Here is a 17,916-nt window from a genome sequence, read left to right as displayed (position 1 = left end):
AAATTATGCTTTTAAGGGTATAGGGATATTTTTCTGCCTGGGTTTCTTCTTCTTTTTGCCCCACCAGATGTAAAATCCGGTAATAGGCAGGCTGGCGCAGATTAAACTGGCAAAGAAGAAAACAATTTTGCTGGGTAAACCAGCAAATGCACCTACGTGCAGGCTGTAATTTAACTTTCTTACCTGATCGGAAAAGGCAAGTTGTGATAATGGTTTTCCGGCCGACTGCGTGAGCTGGAGGGTGGTGGGGTTAAAATATAAATCTCTCCAATAACCATTTATCATATCTGTACAGGCGTAAATTGCTTCGTCGGCTTCATCAGGAAAAGAGACAATGAGCTGATTTTTATTATAAAGTGCGATTGTATGCTGAACTTTTAACCAAACCAGGTCTACATTCGCTAACATGTTATGAGGTGCTGCATTAAAAACCTCGGTTTGCTGCCTACGCGGGTTGCCCATACCACCTGTTAACCAATACACACTTTTGTTAAACCAGCTAAAACTCATAATCAAGCCGGTTATGGCCATTAATAATGCAAAAAGGAGGGAATAAAAGCCCAATACATTATGCAGGTCGTAATTAACCCTTTTAAAACGGGCTTTCCACTTGATTTTAAAACTTTGATCTTTCCCGGTTTTGTTCCATTTTTTTGGCCACCACAATATTAAACCGGTAATGAGTAGAATAAAAAAAATAAAGGTGGCCCAGCCGATTACCTGTTTGCCAATTTTATCTGGGAGCCAAAGCCTCCGGTGCCCATCATCTATAAACTCGAAAAAATCCTCATGATGAACCAAAGCTGTAATTTTTGCAGTATAGGGATTTACATAAACAGTAGAATCAGCATTGATGGTAACTGCTGCAGATCTATTCTCGCCATGATACCAAACGGAGTGGATTTCTTTACCCGGCAACTGGTTTTTAACCGATTGGTAAATTTTAGAAGGTGGGAGTACAACTCCCCCTGCCGGCTTTTCAGCAAACAACCAGGGAGAGCTTAAACTTTTAATTTCCTGCTCAAAAACCAATATGCAACCTGTAATTCCTAAAACCACCACCACAATACCCGAGGCCAAACCAAGCCAGAGATGAAGCCAGGCATTTATTTTTTTTAAGGTTTTTTTAATCATATCAGTATGCTGGCCGAAAACTATTTGATTTTATCTAAACGCGAAATGGCATTAATACCTTCGAGTTTTAAACCTCTTTTAACAGCCTGCGTAGTGATGTTATATTCGTAAATGTAAAGTCCATCGGTAGTTTTAGCGCCAATATAAGCTACGTTTCCATCAACCAATACATTTTCTGAGTAACCACCGCTCACACTTTTTGGGATATTGATTTTGGTTTTGGTCTGGTTCACAACATCAACCACATAATAATCGGTAATGTATTTTGTGCTGTAGGCAGCAGAGCCATCGATCTGTGTTTTATCAAGAATTTTGGTAATGGCCTTTCCGTTGCCCAGGTAGTAAAAACCCAGTGCCTCTTCTTTCGTTCTGTCAGTAAGTTCGTAAAAATAAGAAGCATCAACCTTGGTACTTCCGCTGGTTACTTTATAAACACCGAATGGCTTATTTGTCATGGCAGTAGCCCAAATGGTAGGAGAATTTAAAAAATAGGCCGTTCCGTTATCGGTAAAGGCGCCTGGCGCATGCAGCGTATAATGACTTGGGAAATTAAAACGGGTATCGGTACTTACCACAATGTTGTTCATCGCCGGGAAATCCATCGAAGCCAGGTAGTTTTCGTTAATAGAAAGATCTGTAGCATTTGCATTTTTGGTATAGCTGATGTACAGTTTATTGCCTACAAATGTGGCACTGTTGCCCCAGTAGTAATAATCGCCTGTTGGTTTAGGAATATTAATGTTACCACTCGCGGTGAAAGTCATGGTTTCTACATTCAAAATGGCATACTCATATTGCAGACCAGAATTTACGCTAAAGAAAACAAGTGTTTTATCATCTTTCCATAAATAAAAACTCGACCAATAAGCCCAGCTGATCTGGGTAAACGGAATTTCTTTTACTACGCTTATATTTTTATTGTTTGAAGAGAATTTAACCAGATTACCGGCATCGTTGGTGGCATAATAAAAGCCGCCTTTGGTGGTTAATACGGTTAAGCTGGTTTCTACGCCATTACCGGCTGTGGTTACCGAACCCTCACTTAGTGATGGTGCGTGTAAAATATACATGGCAGAGGGTGTACCTGCCTGGGCTAAAATGCTGAAATCTTTGGTGCCTGTAGTGGGTTCTTCGGTTGGGGTACTGTCTTTTTTACAGGCCGAAAAGCCGGTAACTAAAAGCGTAAGTGCAAATAAAACGAATCGTTTCTGGTTTGTTTTTAACATGATTTTTATTGTTTTTATTGATTTTTATATTATTTGATGAAATATCTCAGTTTCATAAAAAACGATCTTCCGGGTTTCTGTAGCCTGAAATTATCGTAAGTCAGCTCGTTGGTTACATTGAACGATTCGGCAGAAATATTGTACCTGCCGTTTTTTATGGAGTAAGAAAGCGCAACATTATGAATGAGTTGGCTCGGGATTTTATTTTTGGATTCGATACTTCCCCTGCTCTCCCAGTTAAGGTAAAACCAGTTTACATATTGGGTTGAGAGGTTAAGCTGTAAGCGGGTATCTTTCCCCAGCAGGTCGTTTTTACCAATGCTGAAATTTGCATTTCCGTATAACCAGGGTTGGTTAGGGATACGATCGCCATAGGTCATATCTTTTAGGCCCGTACCCAGTTCGTATTCCTGTTTATTGATGGCGTTTTGATAGGTGGCATTTACGCTGAACTCGAACAGTTCGCTGTAATTATAGCGGATTTCGGCTTCTGCTCCGTTAATCTGCGCTTTACCTAAGTTGGTGTAATTAGAAAAAATGCCTCCTGTTGGAATAAAATAAATGAAATCTTTCGCATTGCGGAAAAAGTAAGAGCCCTCAATGGCAAATTTATGCTGGTTGATTTTAAAGCTGTAATAAGCACCAAGGTTGATGTTGTCGCTGTTCTCAGGTTTTAGGTTAACATTAGAAGCGATATCTATCCCGTTACCAAAAAGTTCATCCCCCTCTTGCAATCTGTAGGCATGTTCATAAGAAAATTTTAAGCCCAAAGCCTCTGTAATTTTATACCTCGTGGCCAGGCCATAGCCAAAATAGTTGTTGCTTAACTCTGAGTCTGATTTTACCCAGCTGTTTTCTTTGCTAAAATATACAGCATTGCGTACAAAGGCATTAAAATTATAATATTTGGCAAATGCAGTGGTGTTTAGCTTTTTATTAAACAGGTTGTTTTGAAAGGCAAAACCCAGCATATTTTTACTGATCGTATTCGGAACATCGAAGGCATTGTTTTTAACCACGCCAAGATCTTCGGTTGCACTCCGTCCAAAGTGGCTATAATTGTAATTCAGATTTAAGCTGTTATTGGCATCTAACCCGTAAGCAAAATTTGCACGGGCAATACCTGTCGTATTTTTATAGTGATAAATGCTCTTGATATCGTTCAGTTCGCCCTGGATGGGTTCGTACCTGCCTTTGCCACTCCAGCTGTAGAGGTAAGAAGAAGTATCGGCAACTTTAGAGCGGTTAATGGAATAAGAAGCCATCAGGTTTGCCGTTAATCCGTTTACCAGGAAATTCTGCTTTTTGTATTTAACAGAAGGCATTAAAAACTGCTCCCTGTTGTTTAGGGCGCCGTAAACCTTATTCTGGTTGGTTCCGGTTTGGATTTCCTTAAAAAGGTTGGAATATACCAATCCCAGGGTGATTTGATCGGCCCACGATTTATGGGTTAAACCAACATCAAATTGTCCCATTGTAGCGCGGTAAGCATTGTGGAAACGGCGTACATCACGTTCTACCAGTTCTCCATTTTCGACAACTTTTATGGCCGCATCGTATTGAGGGTTGCTACGCATTAAATAATCATTATCGGAATAATTATGGTAACCGTTAAAATTGAACATCAAACCTGTTTTCTCATCGGTAAAACGACCGGCTATGGCCGTGCGGCTGGTATTAAACGAGCCATAGCTGAAACTGGCATCCAGGTATTTTTTAGTGTGCTGATCGGTAATAATGTTCACTGCGCCACCCAGGGCATCTGCACCTAACTCTACCGGAACCACACCTTTGTACACCTCAATACGTTCGGCAAGGTTTACAGGGATGTTGTTTAAAGACATGGCACTGCCAAAACTTTCCATCGGAATACCATCCAGAAAGAAACGAATCTGCTTGCCCGATAAACCGTTAAGTGAAAAGTTAAAATCAGAACCCATACCACCCTGTTCGCGCACTTTTACACCAGTGCTTCTGTTCAGGACCTGGTTGAGATCGGTTGTGGTGTTCAGAAATAATTTGGTTTCAATACCGTTTACATTAAAGCCTGATTCTTTAAGTGCCGTGCTTTTTGTTTTGGCGGTGATGGCAACAGTACTTAAATGCTGTGGATTTTTGTCCAGTTTAAAATCCAGCTGCAATTGCTCGCCGCTTTTAAGATTGGCCTGTTTTGTACCGGCCACACTGCCCAGATATGAAATTACAATGGTGTAGTTTCCTGCTTTTAAACCTTTAAGATTATAAAAACCATCGGTATCGGTGGTGGTACCAATTTTAGTGTTTTTTATTAAGATTGATACGCCAGCCACCTTCCCGGTACTATCGGTAATGTAACCCGAAATCTGTGCACCCTGTTGTGCATAAACTGTGGCAGAAAAAAGTAGGAATAAGAATAGAAATTTTAAGCGATACATTATTTTAATCTTGTGCATTTACAGGGTAGTAGCACAATTCGCTTTTTCCCGAAGGTGGGAAATGCAAAAAAAGAAAATAAAGTTCTTTGTCATCCCCGACAAATCTATATTTATGATGCAACCTCTTAACCCAGGCCCATTAAAACTTGTGCTAGCGGGTGATTACAGCTTAGATGCTGTCATTTTGAGCCTGTCGAAACACCCTTAAAAGAGTATTTTTAAAAAGATCCTTCAGCAGCTACAAGGATGACAGTTATCTATCAATCCTTCAACCGGTCTATCCGCATAATAAAATCAGTATCTCCCCCCAATTGAAGACCTTTTTTTAGCGCTCCCGTTTTAATGTTGTACAACCAGATGTAGTTGCCTTCTTTGGTAGAATTTACTGAAATATATGCCGTATCCCCCTCCACAATTACACATTCCCTTCGGGTTCCTTTATCTAATGGCAGGTTAAGTTTGGTAACTGATTGCGTGACCAGATCGAGCACATAAAACTCAAAATGTGCCGTGCTGTAATGGTCGCCCAAACCTTTATACAAGTCTTTTCGCTCTGAGCGGATAATGGCTTTATTTCCACCTAAATACCACATTCCGTAGGCATGGTTTTGGATTTTGGAGTCTGAAATATTGAAGAAATAATTAGGATCGATCTTTTTCCCGCCAGCATTGATCTTAAATACTGCGGTTGGAAGATCAGGTCGGTTGCCTAAGGCAATGCCCGGGCACGATTGAAAGTAATAATCGCCTTTTTCATCTTTAAAATTATAAGATTGAATGGTGTTAATTCCACCAGGGTAAGTAGAACGCGTATCTTTTTGGGTGTTTATCAGATTCATCTTCGGGTAACCCAGCTCCGAAACATATAAGGTATCGCTGGTTAAATAATTAGAAACACTTTGCGCTACATGATAGGTATAGCCAACCAGGAGTGAGTTGCCTTTTTTTTCTACAAAACCGATAGAGAGTGTTGTGTATTTACCTGATGGTGCCGGAATTTCCATGTCACCCTTCGCAATGGTTTCCATCTTAGCCGTATTGATGAAATTGTATTTACTATGGTTATACCCTGAAAGATTTAAGCCACTTAACAATAAACTATCTTTTCCGATCCAGTTAAAATTTTCGATGCTGAAATCTTTAAGATCTAAAAAACCACCGGTAACCAGCTTTCCATTTTCCAGTTTAAATTTAGAGAAACGATTGCTTTTGCGGTTCAGGTGATAAAAAAAACCGTCTTTTACAAAAACATCCCGGTCCATATCTTTTGGGTCTAAATATATACCTGCAGTTTCTGGTTTTAATTCGCCGCTATCCAATGTATTACTGGTGAGCAGGTATTCCTTTCCATCTTTCGCCAAAATATATAAACTGTATTTAGCTCCCTTTTGATCTACTGGTTTTGTTTCCTTACAACCAAACAAGCAAAATAAAAAAAATACAGTGAAGAAAGATTTAATGGTACTATCGAGGTTCATGGTAGGATGGAGCGATTAAATATCAAACTGGGTAGAAAGCTGTTTCTGCATTACAGGTGGCAAATCCATTAAATTCCTTTCGCTGATTACGATGATACTTTTTACTCCTGTTTTATTTTTTAGTATAATGTAAGTTTGTCCTTTTAGTAAGGTTACTTTTTTATCTGTTCCTTCAAAAATGAGGTTGATATCTTTTTTAGGTGAAATCAGGATGCTTCCCGTCAGATCGATCATCCCATCATTGTTATTTATTTTGGCAATGGTATTTGGCCCGAGCGATACATTATACCCTGTAGCATCAATGTGTTTTACATGTAATGCAGAAGGATTATTTAGTTCTAAAAATTCAGTTTGTGTAGTGGACCTGTTAGAGAACAGGAAATAAATAACTGTAACGGCCAATGCAATAAACACCGAAGCAGCAATCGCACCTTTCCACATAAAATAAACATGACTTCTTTTGGGTAATGGTTTAACTGCCTTTGGTAAGGTTGTTTCAATTTCCTGCCACATTTCATGCTTAAGGCTGTTTTTATCCCGGGTAAGCATTGTGGTATCCAGGTCATCTACATCAGTATTAAATAGCCATTCTTCTACCATGCTGCGCTCCTCGGCAGTACAGGTATTGAGGTGGTATTTTTCTAAAAGTTCGTTACTAATGTTCATACGGGTAAATTGCCGTTAACAGAAATGCTTATCTGCAAACTTAATATAATTATTGCTTTTAATTAGAAGTAGCCTAAACACCGCTTTTCCGTAAGTGTGATGAATTAAAAAAATTAATAATTTGCCAAACCCATTTTAAGTTTGCCCATGGCTTTGGTAATGTGGTACTCCACAGCACGTTCGGAAATATATAACATATTGGCAATTTCTTTATTGCTCATTCCTTGTTCGCGGCTCATTTTATAAACCCTTTTGCACTGGCAGGGCAATGTATCGACCAACAGGTTTACTTTTTCTTTTAAACTATTAAAAAGTACCTGCTCTTCGGTGCAATTGCTTGATGCTGAGCAATCCATTACATGAAATTCGTTGTGTTTTTGCCTGCTAACCTTATTGCGGATATATTCGAAGGTTTTAAATTTGGCAGACCGAATGAGGTAATGTTCAATTTTTTCTATTTCAAGCTCCGCCCGTCGTTCCCAAAGGGATTTGAAAATCTCCTGTACCATGCCTTTTGCAGGTTCAACCTCTTTAATGTTATTGTAACAAACGGCAAATACCTTTTCCCAATATAAATCATAGGCCATTTCGAACGATTGTTTATCGATCTTAAATAATCCGCCCGAGAAAGGATGACCTGAAGCTTCCAAATAATAATCTGATGATTTGTTGCAAATATAGTTATTTAGATTGATTAAAAATAAGAGCGATTCTGATTTGTTTTTCGTCCTGTCTCGTTTAACCACAGAGGGCACAAAGAGAAAGGCGCATAGGGCACAGCGTTAAGAGCAGAATAAAATTTTATAGCTTATTAATCTATCCACGTTATCATCGGGCCCCGGTCTCCCGACTTCCGGACTTATCCCATCTAAAAATATTTTTTCTTCCTGCGTAGGGGTAAGTGTGTACTTCGTTGTCTCATTTTAAAATTAGACAGAAATGAAAACATCTTTAACACACATTAAAAACAGCTTAAGTGTAAATATCAACTTTAAAAAAGCATTACATGTTATAGCATTAGGCCTGGTAATATTGCTGAGCTCAAGTTTAACTATTTTTGCACAGGAAGGTAAAGCAGGTAAAGTAAATATTGGAATAATATATCCTGTAAGCACAAACGGAACACATGCAGCGCTGGATAGCAATGTATTTTCTTTAAATCTACTCGTTGGCGTTTCGGCAGCAGAAAAAGGACTTTCTTTTGCAGGTTTATCCAATATCATTCGCAAAAATGCAGGTGGAACACAGTTTGCAGGCTTTTCTAACCACATTGGTGGCAAGGCACAAGGCGCACAATTTGCTGGTTTTATCAATACGTACGGAGGAGGCAACGGAGCAGCTGTTGCAGGTTTTGCCAATATTGCGAAAGAAAACAGTGGTATGCAGATATCCGGATTTTTAAACTGGGCGGGTAAAAATGTTTCGGCGGTACAGATTGGTGGTTTTATGAACAAAGCGGCAGATGTAAAAGGATCACAAATTGCAGGTTTTATCAACATTGCTAAAAAAGTAAAGGGTGTTCAGCTTGCTGGTTTTATTAACATAGCCGACAGCAGCGATTATCCTATCGGGATCATAAACATTGTTAAAAATGGCGAAAAAAGTATTGCTTTAACCACCAATCAGAATTTAACCACAATGGCCACTTTCCGCTCTGGTGGTAAAGTATTGTATGGCATTATTGGTGCAGGCTATAATTTTAAAAACAAAGATGAGGTTTATGCCTTCGAAGCCGGTTTAGGTGCACATTTTTTCCAATCGGAACATTTTAGGTTAAATGCCGAACTTACAGGAGGTTCATTACAGGATTTTAAAAGGGGCAACTATTTTAAATCTACTTTCCAATTGATGCCGGCATTAAGAATAGGCCCTCACCTGGAGATATTTGCTGGTCCATCTTTCAACTTTATATCTACCAATACTGAAGAAGGCAAAACCTTACAAAAACACTATGTAAAAACCTGGGACAGGAAAGATAATACGCTGCACGGCATGTTCTTTGGTTATACCGGCGGTTTAGCAGTTAGTTTTTAAAGAAATGATAGAACGAATGAATTTTGAAAGTGAGAATGATTTTTGACTAGTCCATTTTAACACTCAATCATTCATTCAATCTCTCCTTCAACCATTATATTTGACTAGAAATAAACCATTGGAATTAACAGCAGTAGTTTCCGGAAAAATGCATCGGTATGATGATGATACGTCATTTGAACAATTGTTTAAAACGTATTACCATGCGCTGCATGCCTACGCCCAGGTAATTTTAAAAGATGAGGACCTGGCTGAAGAAATTGTACAGGGTATGTTTTTAAAGTTTTGGGAGAAAAGGCAAAACCTGCAGATACAATCCATAAAAGCCTACCTCTACAAATGTGTTTACAACGATAGTATCAATTACCTTAAACAGGAAAAAACCAAAAGCAAGTACCAGGAATTTACGATACATACCATGAATACTGAACATGAGCCCGCAGCTGCAAAAGTAGAACTCTCAGAATTGCAACAGCATTTAAGAATAGCCTTGAACCAACTGCCGGAGCAATGCCGCACCATTTTCCAGATGAGCAGGTTTGAGGAACTGAAATACCGCGAAATTGCCGATCATTTAGGCTTATCTGTAAAAACTGTAGAAAACCAAATGGGTAAAGCCTTAAAAATATTAAGATTGAAACTGGCAGATTTCCTGGTGTTTGCTTTACTTGGATTGTGGTATTATAAAGATTTTTTTAATTAGAAGAAGAAAGCGCATGACTGATGAATTATTGATCAAATTTCTTCTAAAAGAAAGCTCTGAGGAAGAAAACCAGCAGGTAAGAGATTGGCTGAAAGCTGCTGAAGGCAACCAGAAACATTTTACGCAGTTAGAAACCATCTGGCAGGTGAGTAACACCCTAAAAAGCGAAAATAAAAGAGATGTAGAGCTGGCATGGGAAAGTTTTAAAACAAAAAGGGAAAATTTACAACCACAAAATGAAAAAGTAAGAAGTTTAAATGTCCGTAATACCTGTTTCAGGGTAGCTGCCGTATTGTTTATTGCTGTGGGGGGTTGGTTGCTGTATAATTTATATGCAGCGAGAAATTACACCAAACTCACAGCCCATAACCAGGTGCGTACCGAAAGTTTACCAGATGGATCGGCACTTACGCTAAACAAACACAGCAAAATCAGCTATGCCGGTAATTTTAAAAGCAACAGGAAAATGAAGATGGAAGATGGTGATGTGTTTTTTGAAGTGGCTAAAGATAAAGCCCATCCCTTTGTAATCAATATCGATAAGGTAAGTGTAGAAGTGGTGGGTACCTCATTCAACATCAGGCACCTTAAAAACGATACCGAGGTAAATGTAGAAAGCGGCATTGTTAAAGTGCGCCTGGGTAATCAAGAAATTAAACTTCATAAAGGCGAAAAAGTTCTCATCACAGGTCATACCTATCAACTGGTAAAAGAGCAAAGTACCGATCAGCTATATAACTACTACCGCACTAACCTGTTTCAGGCGAACAATGTTTCCTTACCAAAATTAATTAAAGCTTTAAACGAAGCTTATCATACCAACATTGTTTTAGATGAAAAAGTAAAGGGATTAAGCATCAATACTGTTTTAAAATTTGGTTCCATTAATGAAAATTTACAGATAATCTGTGAAACCCTAAAATTAAAATTATCGCGTAACGGCAACAGCATTTTGCTGTCTTATAAAGATTAATGAAAATAAAACTGCTTTTTTTATTACTCTTTATTTCGGGTTTCTGTATTGCGCAGGTTAACACAACAGATTATCGGCGGAATTTATCAAAAGGGGTAAGTTTAACTGTCCGGCAGGAACGTGTAAGTAATGTTTTGCAGATGATTGGCAAGGCAGGTGGCTTCTATTTTTCTTACAATGGGGTTTTATTTAGGCAGGATAGTCTGGTAAACCTGAATGTGAAAAATATTCCGGTGCGCGAAGTGCTGGACCAGCTTTTTGATGGTAAGGTAGATTATAAAGAAAATGGAGAATATATTATCCTGCGTTATGCCGTAAATCATTTAACCATCGAGGCCGAACATATAGGAAGTGGAGATAATGAATATGCCATAAGTGGTTATGTGACTGATACCCGAACGGGGAATAAAATTAAACAAGCGAGTGTTTATGAAAAACGTTTACTTCAGGCGGCACTTACCGATAACAATGGATATTTTACCTTGCGTTTCAGGGGTGAGCATAGTGGCGTAATTTTAACGGCAAGTAAAGAAAGTTATCGCGATACTTCACTGGTTTTTTTGGCCGATATCAATATCAAACCCGGAAAATATGAAGACCCTGATCAAGAGCGTGGTGCATTTTTCTCCAATACTTTTGGAGGAAAGGGATTCTGGCGGTTTTTAGTTTCATCAAAACAGCGGATTCAGAACCTAAACATTCCCGATTTTTTTGCACAAACTCCTATTCAGGCTTCTTTTACGCCGGGTTTAAGTTCTCACGGAAGCATGAGTTCGAGCGTGATTAATAAAGTTTCTTTAAACGTCATCGGAGGTTATACCGCCGGAACAAATGGTTTCGAAATTGCCGGGGTATTTAATTTAACTAAAGGTGATATTCGGAAAATTCAAATGGCTGGGTTATTTAATGTGGTAGGTGGATCGGTAAAAGGCACACAGCTTTCGGGAGCATATAATGATATAAACCTGAATGTGGATGGCTTTCAGGTGGCAGGTTTATTAAATAGGGTAGAAGGAAAAGTAAGGGGTATACAAATGGCCGGTGTAGGGAACATTGCCGGAAAAGAGCTTAAGGGGGCACAAGTAGCAGGTTTGATTAACATGAGCAAAAATACCAGCGGGGTACAGCTGGCTGGTGTGCTTAATAAAAGTTCAGGCCATTTAAAAGGTGTTCAAATTTCAGGCTTGGTTAATTACGCTAAAAAAATGGATGGTTTTCAGTTTGGTGTGGTTAATCTGGCTGATTCATCCTCAGGTGTAAGCATCGGTTTAATCAATCTTTCTAATCATGGCTATCGTAAAATAAGTGTTTACACTAACGAAGTAGTAAATACTAACATCGCTTTTAAAAGCGGAAATGCAAACTTATACACGTTGCTGATTGTGGGCAAAAATTTTTCTGGTACTGCGCAGGTCCTCACTTATGGCTTAGGGCTTGGTCATGATTTTATATTGAACAAACGTTTCGCTATCGCAGCTGAAGGAACCATCCAGTCGATATATCTGGGCAATTTTGAAGAAGCAAATAATTTGTACAGGCTGCAGACACTTCTTCAGGTAAATGCTTTACCGCGGCTTGCTTTTTTTGCCGGACCTGCATACAATTATTATGTAAAAGGATCGTCTGATATCCCTTCGGGCGATAAGTATAAAAAAGAACTCGCACCAAAACAACATCACGATTTTAGCAATGGCGCACAGGGCTGGTTAGGCTGGAATTTAGGTGTTGCAGTTTCATTGTAGCGCGCTTTTAACCACGAAGTGCCATACAATAATTATTGCTGCTCTGCGTAAATCTTCCTGGATCTGCGGGGGAAATTTTTTGCATTTTTGTTCCCGCTGATTTCGCTGATCGCCGCAGAATGACATTCATTTCTGTGTTTAACCACTGAGAGGAACAGGATGCTTCGACTCCGCTATCAATGACAGATGCTAAAGAATGGTCGTCATTCCCGCGCAGGCGGGAATCTTAATGCAACCTGCAACCCCTACCAAGGCATTACGATTGCCAGTCGGGCTGGCAATGACGATTCTACGTACTGCCATTAAACCTCCAATGTATTTAAAAAATGCTAACCTCTACCATTGACAGCTTCTAATAAAATAATAGTCATCCCTGACCGAAACGGCGTGAATTGGAGAGATCGTTGAACCAAATCATTTGCAATCAAATTTATCTTCGGACCTCTGGCCCTGACTTTCGGACTATTTCATTATATTTGATAATAAGCTCACAATCCAAATATGTCGCAAAAATTAGAAGTATGGCAAAGAGGACCACTGCCTGATATCCATCCTTTATTGCAGCCAGTAGCACATGCGCTTTTGCAGGCAAGGGAAGAAATTGAGGAGTACATGTCTGAATTTCCGGTTGCATTGCTTTGGGAACGACCAGCGGGCATGGCTTCTACAGGTTTTCATCTTCAGCATTTAAGTGGCGTATTGGATAGGGTATTTACCTACGCCAGGGCAGAAGGTTTATCCGAATTTCAGTTTGCACAACTGGCTGAAGAGGGTAAGGACAGTGCGGAAGGTTATACTGTAGCCGATCTTGTAAACCGGTTCAATCGTCAGGTTGATGTTGCCATGGAGCAGTTAAAAAATACAGATATCAGTACATTGCCCGATTTTAGGGGGATTGGCCGCGCCAAACTTCCATCAACGGTAATTGGGTTACTTTTCCACGCTGCAGAACATACCATGCGCCATGTTGGCCAGCTGATGGTTACCGCTGTCGTAGTGAAAAAATAAAGCTTTTCTTTAACGCTGATTGACAGGCTCGGTAATTATCTTTGTACCTCCGACATCCAGCTTCAGCCTATTCCTTCTCACATCATCCCTCCTCCATTTTACATCTGGCCAAAATAATCTCCCTGTTCCATATCAGCCAATAATTCTATATGTGTTGGTTTCCAGTTTAAACTTTCCTGGGTAATTTTGCTCGATGCAGGACAATCCATACCTGCGAAACCACCTAACCAACCAAAATGTTCGGCTGCTTCTGCTGCAGGTACCGATATTATGGGCATGTTGAGCTGTTTACCAATCATTTCTGCAATGGCCTTGAGGGTAATTCCTTCTTCGGCCACACCATGGAACCTTGCGCCAGGTGTCGCATTTTCTAAGGCCAGGCGGTAAAGCACAGCGGTATCTAAACGGTGTACGGCCGACCAGCGGTTAAGCCCTTCGCCAATATAGGCTGATATGCCTTTTTCGCGGGCAAGCTTGATCAGCATTGGCACAAAACCATAATCGCCTTCTCCATGTACCGATGGTGATAAACGTACCACAGCTGCTCTTACGCCGAGTTGGGCTACGGCATCGGCTGTTTGCTCTGATACGCGGGGATGTACCGATGCACCAACCGCAGGAATTATATTTTCGGTAGCCAAACTGCCCGGACTTACCAATGCGGTACCCGAGGTTACAATAAACGGGCGGTTAGAATTTGCCAGTTCGGCACCAATTGTTTCAATGGCAATTTTATCTACCTCGCACATTTCTTTATAACGGGTAAAATCGTGGATAAAACCCGTATGGATGACACCATCGGTAGCGGCAGCACCACTACGCAGGCGCTCTAAATCAATAAGGTCTCCGCGATGCACTTCGGCACCAGCTGCAATTAAGGCATTGGCCGATGCATCCGAACGGGCCAAACCCAAAACCTGGTGGCCATTATTTATTAATTCTTTAACGACTTCGGAACCTACAAAACCAGTGGCTCCTGTTACAAATACACGCATGATTGATTTTTATTTAAAACAAATGATTTAATTTTTGAATGAAACAAATATCGGAAGTGTTCGGAAGAAGGATTTAGCCAAATCTGTTGATGTTGTAGCCAAAAACAGTGTTGATGTTTGGTTGCGGATTAATTTTTTGGAAAGCAAAAACAGCAGCTTTCAGGATATGCTAGTCCCGCTCCCGCTTCTGCCGATGAAATATCGGCATTTCGCTTCGATCGGGTTTAGGTGGCAGGGGAGGTGGTGCTCTTTAGGGTTTTAGTTGCATAAAAAGAACATAGAATCACCTGTTTTTAAAAATGCTTCTGCCTATATCTCCGAAATCAGCAGGAAACTAATATCCTTCCGCAAATTTATGTTGATTATCGCTGATGGAATTTGCTGCTGGTATTGGTCGCAAGAAATTTTGTTCTTAAACCTGATTGCAATGAAAGCCCGTAAGCGAGGTACGAGTGCGGACTTGGAATGAAAAGCAGGGAGAACAACTAAAAAAAACTACTGTCCAGGCTTTTCAAAATAAAATAATTATGCTAATGAATTTTCAGCATCCTCAACCACTAAACCCTCCGCTTGATGAATATGTGCCCGGTACATATTCCCCCAATCAGACATGGCGCTAAGCATATCTTTCATGGTACGCCCCAAATCTGTTAACTTATATTCTACCCTGGGTGGCACTTCGGGGAAAACCATGCGGCTAATGATCTGGTCTTTTTCCAATTCCCTAAGCTGTGCCACCAGCATCCTTTCGGATATTCCCTCAATATCTTTTTTTAATTCGCCATAACGCATCGTTCCATAAGACAGGCGACACAGGATTGCAGGTTTCCATCTGCCTCCGATTACGGCCAGTGAAGCAGACATGCCGCAGTTATCGATCATCATTTTTTCGTTCAATGCGTTGGTTGAAGTTTCTTTTCTCATTTCTAACTTTTTTGTTAGTACCTAACAATTTGTTGCCTACTCTCAAATATAAAGTATCTGTTTTAATTTAGCATAAAATTTAGAAATCAGATGAAAAAATTATCAAATAAAATAGCCCTGGTTACCGGTGGCAGCAGGGGTATAGGTGCCGCAATTGTAAAGAGATTAGCTGCCGAAGGTGCAAAAGTGGTATTTACTTACGCCAATTCGCCCGAAAAAGCAGAAGCAGTGGTAGCAGATGTTGAAGCCGCTGGTGGCGAAGCAATAGCCATAAAAGCCAGCAGTAAGGTGCCTGCCGAAGTAACCGCAGCAGTAAACAAAACAGTTTCCGATTTTGGACGTATCGATATCCTGATCAACAATGCAGGTATCTACATCGGTAAAGCTTTTGAGGAACATACGCTTGAAGATTATAACGATATTATGGCGGTTAACGTGCAGGCGGTTTTTGTGGCAGCTTTGGCTGCGGTAAAAGGCATGCCCGAAGGTGGCAGGATTATTACCATTGGCAGTAATATGGGTGATAATGCAGTTGGCCCTGAAACCACGCTGTATACCATGAGCAAATCGGCATTGCAAGGGTTTACCCGTGGTTTATCACGAGATTTAGGTGCAAAGAAAATTACAGTAAACCTGATTCAACCCGGACCAATTAATACCGATATGAACCCGGCCGATGCACCATTGGCAGATTTTTTAAGAACGCGCATGGCCTTACCAGAGTATGGTACGGTTGAGGATATTGCTTCTTTTGTAAACTTTATTGCAAGCGATGAAGCAAAATACATCACCGGTTCGTTTTTAACCATCGACGGCGGATTGAACGCTTAAAGAGAATCGATAACAGATTACCTTAAAAAAGTTGTCATTTCGATCTGATAGCTATTTAGATGAAGCGTAGCCCCGAACTTTCGGAACAGATTTATATAGATTTCCCGGCTGCGTTGCACTCCGCTCGAAATGACGACTTTTTTAAATAAAATACCATAGTTAGTTATGCCACCATAAACCACTTACCCACGGCTTCTTCAAGTCTGTTATAATCTGCTTCACTTTCCAAAACCCAGGCAACAATCCCATCAGGGCGGATCAATAATGCGCTTAAACCTAACTGGTTTTTTACACTACCAGCAATGTGTTTTAATTGATTATACTTAGCTGCTAACGTTTTATGTTGAACATCATTGTTAAAATCAAGCAGCATACCTTTACCATCATACATCAATTCTCCAATGGTACTGCCATTTTCAAATTCGAAATTAGGTGCGCTATAACCCACTAAAGGATGTTGATCGCCAAGATCGTAACGGGTAGAAACACCCCAAACACGTTCAGCCATATAGGTGGCGCCATCACGGGTATTCATCAATTCGCTAACAATGCTGTGCAGTGCCTTGGCCTGTAGGCTGGGTTTCATAATTTCTACCTGTGCCCGCGACCAATCCAGCACTTTTTCGCCAATCGGGTATCGTTCCGTATAATAACTGTCGAGTAGGCCTTCTGGCGCAATGTTATTAATTGTTGCGGCCAATTTCCAGCCCAGGTTCATGGCATCGCCCAAACCTAAATTAAGTCCTTGCCCGCCTAAAGGCGCATGGATGTGTGCAGCATCGCCAGCTAAAAATACCCTTCCAATACGGTAAGTAGTGGCTTGCCTTGCCCTATCGGTCCAGGTGGTGGCGGTATGCAAAGCCGTAAGCGTTACGTCGGTGCCCGAAACACGGCGCAAAACTTCCTGTAGATGTTCGAGTGTAATGGGCTGCTTCGAACCATGAAAAGCACCGCCATCAAAATCCTGAATGGCCATATAGCCCGGCTGCGACTGCATATACATACCTTTTTCGGTTACATTACGGCCGGGGCGGAGTCTTTCGGGATCTAAAATTTCTACTGTAGCCGTGTAGCCGGTAAATTCTGGTTCTGTACCGGCAAATTCAAAACCACCCGCTTTACGTACCATGCTCCGGGCCCCATCGCAACCCACCAGCCATTTGGAGGTAAAAGTTTCATCACCCGATTGTACGGTCACGCCATCAGCATGTTGATCGAAGTGGTGAATCGGATAACCGCGTTTAATGCTCACCCCCAAAGTTTCAGCACGGTGTGAAAAGATTGTTTCCAATTCTGCCATTTCGGAGATTAAACTGGTTTCAGTGGAGCTGGGTAATCTGTATTCCCATCGCGACCTGTCGATATTGCCTTCTAAAAAAGGAATACCGGCAAAATGCCCGGCCTGTTTTTGTGCACCATGTTTATTATTTTGATGCTGATGTGGATTTTTAAGTTGTTGGTGGATTTGGAGTTCGTGGAACAGCCCACGACGGTAAAGTGCTTCGATAGACGGGGCGGATAATCCGCGGATACCAAAAGGAAGTTGTTTTAGTGCGGAATGCGGATCTGTCGCTTTTTCGAGAATCAACACTGAACATTTGGCCAGGGCCAGCTCGCAAGCCAGAAATAGCCCCACAGGTCCTGCACCCGAAATAATAACATCGTAAAGTTTATGATTTTGTGCGGATGTTCCGCTGTTGCTTGTCGTATTCATATTTGAAAATAATTATGATACAAAATTGAGCAATACGGTTTGGTAAGGCTTGTACAAACACGACAATTGTAAGG

General features: G+C 40.7%; 15 protein-coding genes. 6 read left to right on the top strand and 9 right to left on the bottom strand.

Translation table 11 applies throughout. The features are described from left to right. Window positions 1-3: 3 nt before the first annotated feature. The 6 genes from R2R28_RS14105 to R2R28_RS14080 all read right to left on the bottom strand — a co-directional run bounded on the left by R2R28_RS14105 (window position 4) and on the right by R2R28_RS14080 (window position 7,568). Window positions 4-1,134, bottom strand: a complete 1,131-nt coding sequence (locus R2R28_RS14105) for a PepSY-associated TM helix domain-containing protein (protein ID WP_316826325.1) — start codon at window positions 1,132-1,134, stop codon at window positions 4-6. Between the two features lie 20 nt (window positions 1,135-1,154). Continuing rightward, window positions 1,155-2,360, bottom strand: coding sequence for a hypothetical protein (locus tag R2R28_RS14100; RefSeq protein WP_316826324.1), 1,206 nt, complete (start codon window positions 2,358-2,360; stop codon window positions 1,155-1,157). Between the two features lie 29 nt (window positions 2,361-2,389). Continuing rightward, window positions 2,390-4,774: a TonB-dependent receptor gene (locus tag R2R28_RS14095; protein ID WP_316826323.1), complete on the bottom strand. Its 2,385-nt coding sequence runs from the start codon at window positions 4,772-4,774 to the stop codon at window positions 2,390-2,392. A gap of 260 nt (window positions 4,775-5,034) precedes the next feature. Further along, window positions 5,035-6,252 carry a DUF4374 domain-containing protein gene (locus R2R28_RS14090; protein WP_316826322.1) on the bottom strand — a complete coding sequence of 406 codons (1,218 nt, stop codon included), beginning with the start codon at window positions 6,250-6,252 and terminating at the stop codon, window positions 5,035-5,037. Window positions 6,253-6,267: 15 nt separating this feature from the next. Further along, entirely contained in the window at window positions 6,268-6,918 is a 651-nt protein-coding gene (locus tag R2R28_RS14085) for a hypothetical protein (RefSeq protein WP_316826321.1), read from the bottom strand. A gap of 113 nt (window positions 6,919-7,031) precedes the next feature. Continuing rightward, window positions 7,032-7,568: a sigma-70 family RNA polymerase sigma factor gene (locus tag R2R28_RS14080; protein WP_316826320.1), complete on the bottom strand. Its 537-nt coding sequence runs from the start codon at window positions 7,566-7,568 to the stop codon at window positions 7,032-7,034. A gap of 289 nt (window positions 7,569-7,857) precedes the next feature. On the opposite strand from R2R28_RS14080, the gene R2R28_RS14075 reads away from it, so the two are divergent. The 5 genes from R2R28_RS14075 to R2R28_RS14055 all read left to right on the top strand — a co-directional run bounded on the left by R2R28_RS14075 (window position 7,858) and on the right by R2R28_RS14055 (window position 13,378). Beyond that, a complete protein-coding gene (locus R2R28_RS14075) occupies window positions 7,858-8,952 on the top strand; it encodes a hypothetical protein (protein ID WP_316826319.1) in 1,095 nt (364 codons plus the stop codon). A 100-nt stretch (window positions 8,953-9,052) separates the two neighbouring features. Further along, window positions 9,053-9,655, top strand: coding sequence for an RNA polymerase sigma-70 factor (locus tag R2R28_RS14070; protein WP_316826318.1), 603 nt, complete (start codon window positions 9,053-9,055; stop codon window positions 9,653-9,655). A gap of 13 nt (window positions 9,656-9,668) precedes the next feature. Next, on the top strand, window positions 9,669-10,628 hold the full coding sequence (locus R2R28_RS14065; RefSeq protein ID WP_316826317.1) for a FecR family protein: 960 nt from the start codon (window positions 9,669-9,671) through the stop codon (window positions 10,626-10,628). Next, complete coding sequence (locus R2R28_RS14060; protein ID WP_316826316.1) at window positions 10,628-12,370, top strand: STN and carboxypeptidase regulatory-like domain-containing protein; 1,743 nt, start codon at window positions 10,628-10,630, stop codon at window positions 12,368-12,370. Before R2R28_RS14065 ends, R2R28_RS14060 begins: the two co-directional genes overlap by 1 nt. Window positions 12,371-12,871: 501 nt before the next feature. Next, complete coding sequence (locus R2R28_RS14055) at window positions 12,872-13,378, top strand: DinB family protein (RefSeq protein WP_316826315.1); 507 nt, start codon at window positions 12,872-12,874, stop codon at window positions 13,376-13,378. A 98-nt stretch (window positions 13,379-13,476) separates the two neighbouring features. Here the strand turns inward: R2R28_RS14055 and R2R28_RS14050 are convergent, their stop codons facing one another. After that, entirely contained in the window at window positions 13,477-14,373 is an 897-nt protein-coding gene (locus tag R2R28_RS14050; RefSeq protein WP_316826314.1) for an SDR family oxidoreductase, read from the bottom strand. Window positions 14,374-14,898: 525 nt separating this feature from the next. Next, on the bottom strand, window positions 14,899-15,297 hold the full coding sequence (locus tag R2R28_RS14045) for a helix-turn-helix domain-containing protein (protein ID WP_316826313.1): 399 nt from the start codon (window positions 15,295-15,297) through the stop codon (window positions 14,899-14,901). Window positions 15,298-15,387: 90 nt separating this feature from the next. On the opposite strand from R2R28_RS14045, the gene R2R28_RS14040 reads away from it, so the two are divergent. After that, window positions 15,388-16,128: an SDR family NAD(P)-dependent oxidoreductase gene (locus R2R28_RS14040; RefSeq protein WP_316826312.1), complete on the top strand. Its 741-nt coding sequence runs from the start codon at window positions 15,388-15,390 to the stop codon at window positions 16,126-16,128. A gap of 163 nt (window positions 16,129-16,291) precedes the next feature. Here R2R28_RS14040 and R2R28_RS14035 read toward each other — a convergent pair whose 3' ends face one another. Then, window positions 16,292-17,842 (bottom strand): FAD-dependent monooxygenase, encoded by a 1,551-nt coding sequence (locus R2R28_RS14035; RefSeq protein WP_316826311.1) that lies wholly within the window; start codon window positions 17,840-17,842, stop codon window positions 16,292-16,294. Window positions 17,843-17,916 lie beyond the last annotated feature (74 nt).

The sequence above is a fragment of the Pedobacter miscanthi genome (assembly GCF_032678605.1).
GTDB lineage: Bacteria > Bacteroidota > Bacteroidia > Sphingobacteriales > Sphingobacteriaceae > Pedobacter > Pedobacter miscanthi_A.
The sequence above is the reverse complement of the archived record's forward strand: the minus strand, read 5'-3'. Positions and strand labels throughout refer to the sequence as shown.

Coding starts and splice junctions, on each gene's coding strand:
- R2R28_RS14105 (WP_316826325.1), bottom strand. CDS start 1,134: ATGATTAAAAAAACCTTAAAAAAAATAAATGCCTGGCTTCATCTCTGG.
- R2R28_RS14100 (WP_316826324.1), bottom strand. CDS start 2,360: ATGTTAAAAACAAACCAGAAACGATTCGTTTTATTTGCACTTACGCTT.
- R2R28_RS14095 (WP_316826323.1), bottom strand. CDS start 4,774: ATGTATCGCTTAAAATTTCTATTCTTATTCCTACTTTTTTCTGCCACA.
- R2R28_RS14090 (WP_316826322.1), bottom strand. CDS start 6,252: ATGAACCTCGATAGTACCATTAAATCTTTCTTCACTGTATTTTTTTTA.
- R2R28_RS14085 (WP_316826321.1), bottom strand. CDS start 6,918: ATGAACATTAGTAACGAACTTTTAGAAAAATACCACCTCAATACCTGT.
- R2R28_RS14075 (WP_316826319.1), top strand. CDS start 7,858: ATGAAAACATCTTTAACACACATTAAAAACAGCTTAAGTGTAAATATC.
- R2R28_RS14065 (WP_316826317.1), top strand. CDS start 9,669: ATGACTGATGAATTATTGATCAAATTTCTTCTAAAAGAAAGCTCTGAG.
- R2R28_RS14060 (WP_316826316.1), top strand. CDS start 10,628: ATGAAAATAAAACTGCTTTTTTTATTACTCTTTATTTCGGGTTTCTGT.
- R2R28_RS14055 (WP_316826315.1), top strand. CDS start 12,872: ATGTCGCAAAAATTAGAAGTATGGCAAAGAGGACCACTGCCTGATATC.
- R2R28_RS14050 (WP_316826314.1), bottom strand. CDS start 14,373: ATGCGTGTATTTGTAACAGGAGCCACTGGTTTTGTAGGTTCCGAAGTC.
- R2R28_RS14045 (WP_316826313.1), bottom strand. CDS start 15,297: ATGAGAAAAGAAACTTCAACCAACGCATTGAACGAAAAAATGATGATC.
- R2R28_RS14040 (WP_316826312.1), top strand. CDS start 15,388: ATGAAAAAATTATCAAATAAAATAGCCCTGGTTACCGGTGGCAGCAGG.
- R2R28_RS14035 (WP_316826311.1), bottom strand. CDS start 17,842: ATGAATACGACAAGCAACAGCGGAACATCCGCACAAAATCATAAACTT.